Genomic DNA, 4,429 nt, shown 5'->3' with positions numbered 1-4,429 from the left:
TACCCCGCCCTCACAGAGAGCGCAGAGGTATTCCCACGGCAAGCTGCCGCCTTTGGGGCAGAACTGCGCCGCGTGACGCCCCTGCTACGCGCTCACGGCGTTGAAGTGGCCCACCTGCGCGAAGGCAAAGACAGGCGGCGCGTGGTTTGTGTATCCTCAGGTGTCTGAGCTTGCGCTCATCGACTAGAATGTGGTGCTGCGTCATATTATTGGCGGAGATGTCAGTGAGCCGCTCAACAGCGTGGCCCTGCGAGGCACGCGTGATCCAATTTTCTGCCAAACTGCACCTAGTCGAAGGCGGCATGCCGACCGAAGCCACCATCACCAGCGTCATAGTCGACCAACTGCGATCCAATGTGTCGGAGTATCAACACGTCGAATTGAAATATCTTCATCATGCAGGTTCAGACGTCTACTTTCTTTTACTAATTCCAACACAGGGTATCCAAGCAGCTTAGCGATTACCTCCAGCCTTGTCCAAAGTTCAAAGAACGGCATGTTGGTTGATTCAAAATGTTGCACCAGAAAAGGAGGGGATTCTGTGTCACGGCTTTCTACGTCGAGGGCATAGGTTGCGGTGTCATGGGCGGAGGGTACAAAGACAAAACGCAGGCCATGAACGTCATAACTGGCAGGGCCAAAGGTGTCGTTACAATTGATAACAACACCCCCAAAAATCCGCGCAATAATTGGATCAGCTAGTGATGCCACCATCAACAAAAACCACCTGACCTTGCATGTTTGTGGTACCTGAAATGACCAGGTCAACCACTTTAAAGATGTTTTCATCATTGGATAGCTTGCCAGACGGCGTGCGGCGTTTGATTGTGTCCAACTGCTCGGGCCGTAGCACAGAAGACATCTCGCTTTCGAAGAAACCAGGTGCCACGCAGTTCACAAAGATACCCGCTTCACCAACTTCGCGTGCCAGAGCGCGCATCATTGCATCCAGATACCCTTTGGAACCTGCATAAACCGACAGGCCCGCATAGCCACGTGAGCCACAGATCGAAGATATGTTGCAGATGTTGCCGCTGCCCTGAAGCAGCATGCGTTTGATCGCAATACGGGTCAGCAATGTGGGGCCAACAATGTTGATGTTCACGATCTGCTGGATCGTTTCGGGATCGGTGTGCATCAGCAACTGATCCTGACCGATAGCTGCGTTGTTCACAACACTGTCCAACTGGCCGTCAAATTTGTCACAAACTGCATTCACAAAGGCTGTCACGCCGTTCACATCGACTGCATCTAAGGGTGCAAAGTAAAAGCTATCACCGTATTTTTCGCTTAGAGCACCCACCTCTTTGGTGTATGAACGCGCGAAGGTCGCTACTTTGTTTCCAGCCTCCAAAAGCTGTGTAACCATATGCAAGCCGAGCCCCCGAGAGCCACCACTGACGATGATTGATTGTCCCGTCGTATACATTTTCTTATTCCTCATTATTTTCAGGATTTCAAATCCGTGCGGAAAAATCAACTTTTCAAACTGTCTTTCATCGGAATATCACTGAGGAAATTCCACATGCGCGGTGTGGCATATTCAGCAAGAACTGCCTCGCAATGCGCAGTCAGCATACGCTCAGCTGCCATCTCGTCCATCTGTTTTCGCAGCACGATGCTGGCCACAGGCAGTGCGCCCATCAATGGCGCCTTACGTGCAATAACCCGTGCCCAGACGACCTCTTCATGGGCCATCAGATGCGCCTCAATGTCTTGTGGAAACACTTTTTGCCCCCCCACATTGATCATAGTATTACCTACACGTCCCAAAAAATAAATCCGGTCACCGCGTTGCTCGACCAGATCCTCGGTGTCCACCCAACCGCCTTCATCCGCGCGGTTGGCATAAGGAGAGCGGATGTATAAACGCCCCTCTTCCATCTTCACACCAATTGTACTGTCCGTGCGCTCCAGCAGCTCAGCTTTAAAGCCCGCCTTGCCGTCACTGACCACAATCGCGGCACCCGCCTCGGAGGAGGCATAGATGTGGCGAATGCGCGCCTGCGGGTACAAAGCCGCAAGTCGGTCTAGAATGGCCTGATCGACAATCTCGCCGCCCATCGAAATGCTGCGTAATTGCGCAGATTTCAACGTATCTTCGTCGATCGACATAAGGGCGTAACGCCAGAATGTCGGTGTGGAAGATATAGCTGTGACAAGGCCCCGTGCAATCGCCCCCTCGAAACTGGCCGCCAGATCGCTGAAATCACCAGGGATTAGGCCTTGACCCTCTTTGAACAGGCACAATGCAACCATCTGGTACCAGGCATAGGACCCGATCTGGTAAGGCATGAACCACGTGTTCGCCGGCAATACGTCAACACGTTCAAACGTATTCAACGTAGCCGCCGTATGCGAAATAAGCTTAAACAATCCTGTAGTACCAGAGGTCAATACCGTCACACGGCCCGCCTCGACCTGATCCGCCGCAACAACACTGCCCACAACACTGCCATCATGGGCATTGCGCAGCTGCACGTGGTTCTCGGCAAAACGTCCCAGCACTTCAGGTGACAGGCGCGCGCGCTCGACCACGCCGAAATCCAGATCATCCGACATGCCATATACCACACATCCCAGCGCTTCGCGCACGCTGTCCACAACAAACACACACCGCTCCGCGCTCAAGTCACGAGCGCCCAATGCTACAGCGGCTTGTGCGCGCAAACCCGCGATATCGACACTGACATCGCCAAAATGTACGAAGTTGAGATCACACAGATTGGTCATACCCCTTTGGTGGCCTCTTCAAAGAAGTCGAGCACGTCTTTAACAGTTTCAATCTTACGCATGGAAGCCGCTTCAAATGATAGCTCAGTGCCGATTTTGAATTCGATGCGTAGTGCTGTTTCTGAGAAATCAAGGCTCCGAAAGTTCACTTCGCGTGTGCTCTGGCTCTCGTCCGTGATTTCGGAGCGGCCTTTTTTGGTCATGATCATATTCATGATATTCAGAATTTCTGTACGTTCCATGGGGCCCTTTCAATCGGGTGTTTTGCAAATAGGTTGGAATTAAAGGTCCAGTTTAGCGGCCTCAGCTTCGATCTCGGCACCCAACTGTGCAATCCGCTCACGGACGTGCTCGGGGTAGGCATCGACAAAGTGTTTGTGCCAGGGATGGCGCGTGCGGGTTTCCATGTGCATCAAAAGGCGCACAGGGCCAACCACATCACCATCGGGGCCAGTGATTAACGCGCCGGTGGGGACCTGACCGCTGGCAACAGCCCCAGACGCCACAAATGCCCCGCGCCCAATGCGCACACCTGGCATCAATTGGGCATTCACGCAGATGGTTGCCATATCGCCGATAATGACAGGGTCGGCGAGATGTGACGGCGGAAGCGGATCGTTCATCAGCGTCGTCAGCGAAAACAACCAGACGAAATCACCAATCTCTGACCCTTTTCCTACATGGGCATAGGCGTGCATGCGTACGAAATCGCCGATCCGGCCACTGCCTTCGATGTCCGAGAAGTTACCGACCCGCAGGTTCTCGCCGATCATCGATCCTTCGCGGATCACAACATGGTGGCCAGTCTCAAGCTTGGGACCGATTGTAGAGCCTTCGTATAATACTGCATGGCTGCGCACAATTGCACCTGCGCCCAGAACCAGTGGGCCGTTTTCACCCGGTCCAGGATGACCGATCACACAGAAATCACCGATTGTACAATCATCGCCCAACTCGGCATTGGCATAAACGCGGGTGCCATGGCCAATCGTGACATTGCGACCAATCTTTGCTGAGGGATCAATCAAATTGTTCATTACACTACTTTCCTACCGGATTATTAGTTCCATCTACAGGCACATCGTAAGGTAGTCAAAGTATGAATAGTTCTACTTCTGAGCCCCATAAAAATAGAAATGATAGCTAGAGTTATCGCCCTGTTTCAAGAAAAAGACCGTTTTAGAACAAATTCCGCAATAGCTGACATTGATGCGCTTGTAAGGAACTGACCATTTTTCCGCTATGCAGGCCTTGGCGCAAACCGCAGCGGAAGTCTGCTTCTCTAATTGGGTGTCAGGGTCAAGCTCGTTTTCCTTCTTTTGAATGATCAAGGATCGTTTATCCGGGTCACGCTTCTCTTCGCAGTCTGGTTTGGCGTTCGAAATGGCGCCGCTGCATGCATGTGTCGGATTGGAAGTGGAGAGCCCCGCTTTCCGGCGCGCTTCTAGTTGCGCAGCAGACATTTTCGGCTTCGTCTATTACCAGACAGGGCATGTTTACATGCCCGAGAGGGCACGAACCTCGTCCGGATTGGACGATCCCGTCAGGTTAGGTGGTAGGCTACTTGTTCATGCCGTGCCTCCAACTTGTTCCTGACGGAATTCACTGCCGTCGATCCACATACGGTGGAGCAGAACGGCAAGTTTGCGGGCGACGGCAACAACTGCGCGTCGGCGACCTTTGGTGCGCATCAATC

The 4,429-nt window shown here is 52.8% G+C and carries 6 protein-coding genes and 1 pseudogene; all 7 read right to left on the bottom strand.

Annotation, left to right across the window (positions count from 1 at the left end):
• Positions 1 to 330 precede the first annotated feature (330 nt).
• Positions 331 to 717 carry a hypothetical protein gene (locus tag BM025_RS19400; RefSeq protein WP_139204618.1) on the bottom strand — a complete coding sequence of 129 codons (387 nt, stop codon included), beginning with the start codon at positions 715 to 717 and terminating at the stop codon, positions 331 to 333.
• Positions 695 to 1,429, bottom strand: a complete 735-nt coding sequence (locus tag BM025_RS18730; RefSeq protein WP_085850869.1) for an SDR family NAD(P)-dependent oxidoreductase — start codon at positions 1,427 to 1,429, stop codon at positions 695 to 697. The genes BM025_RS19400 and BM025_RS18730 overlap by 23 nt, the downstream gene beginning before the upstream one ends.
• Before the next feature lie 47 nt (positions 1,430 to 1,476).
• The gene (locus BM025_RS18725; protein ID WP_085850868.1) at positions 1,477 to 2,733 is read right to left on the bottom strand and encodes an AMP-binding protein; all 1,257 of its coding nucleotides are present in this window, start codon (positions 2,731 to 2,733) and stop codon (positions 1,477 to 1,479) included.
• Complete coding sequence (locus BM025_RS18720) at positions 2,730 to 2,975, bottom strand: acyl carrier protein (RefSeq protein ID WP_211753601.1); 246 nt, start codon at positions 2,973 to 2,975, stop codon at positions 2,730 to 2,732. The genes BM025_RS18725 and BM025_RS18720 overlap by 4 nt, the downstream gene beginning before the upstream one ends.
• Before the next feature lie 39 nt (positions 2,976 to 3,014).
• Positions 3,015 to 3,770, bottom strand: a complete 756-nt coding sequence (locus BM025_RS18715) for a hypothetical protein (RefSeq protein WP_085850867.1) — start codon at positions 3,768 to 3,770, stop codon at positions 3,015 to 3,017.
• A 72-nt stretch (positions 3,771 to 3,842) separates the two neighbouring features.
• Positions 3,843 to 4,196: a hypothetical protein gene (locus BM025_RS18710; protein ID WP_085850866.1), complete on the bottom strand. Its 354-nt coding sequence runs from the start codon at positions 4,194 to 4,196 to the stop codon at positions 3,843 to 3,845.
• 105 nt (positions 4,197 to 4,301) lie between these two features.
• Positions 4,302 to 4,429 (bottom strand): annotated as a pseudogene (locus BM025_RS19580) (IS110 family RNA-guided transposase); the annotation flags it as partial.

The organism is Pacificibacter marinus, from assembly GCF_900109555.1.
In the GTDB taxonomy this organism is placed as follows: Bacteria; Pseudomonadota; Alphaproteobacteria; order Rhodobacterales; family Rhodobacteraceae; genus Celeribacter; species Celeribacter marinus_C.
This window is presented reverse-complemented; position numbering and strand designations above follow the sequence as displayed.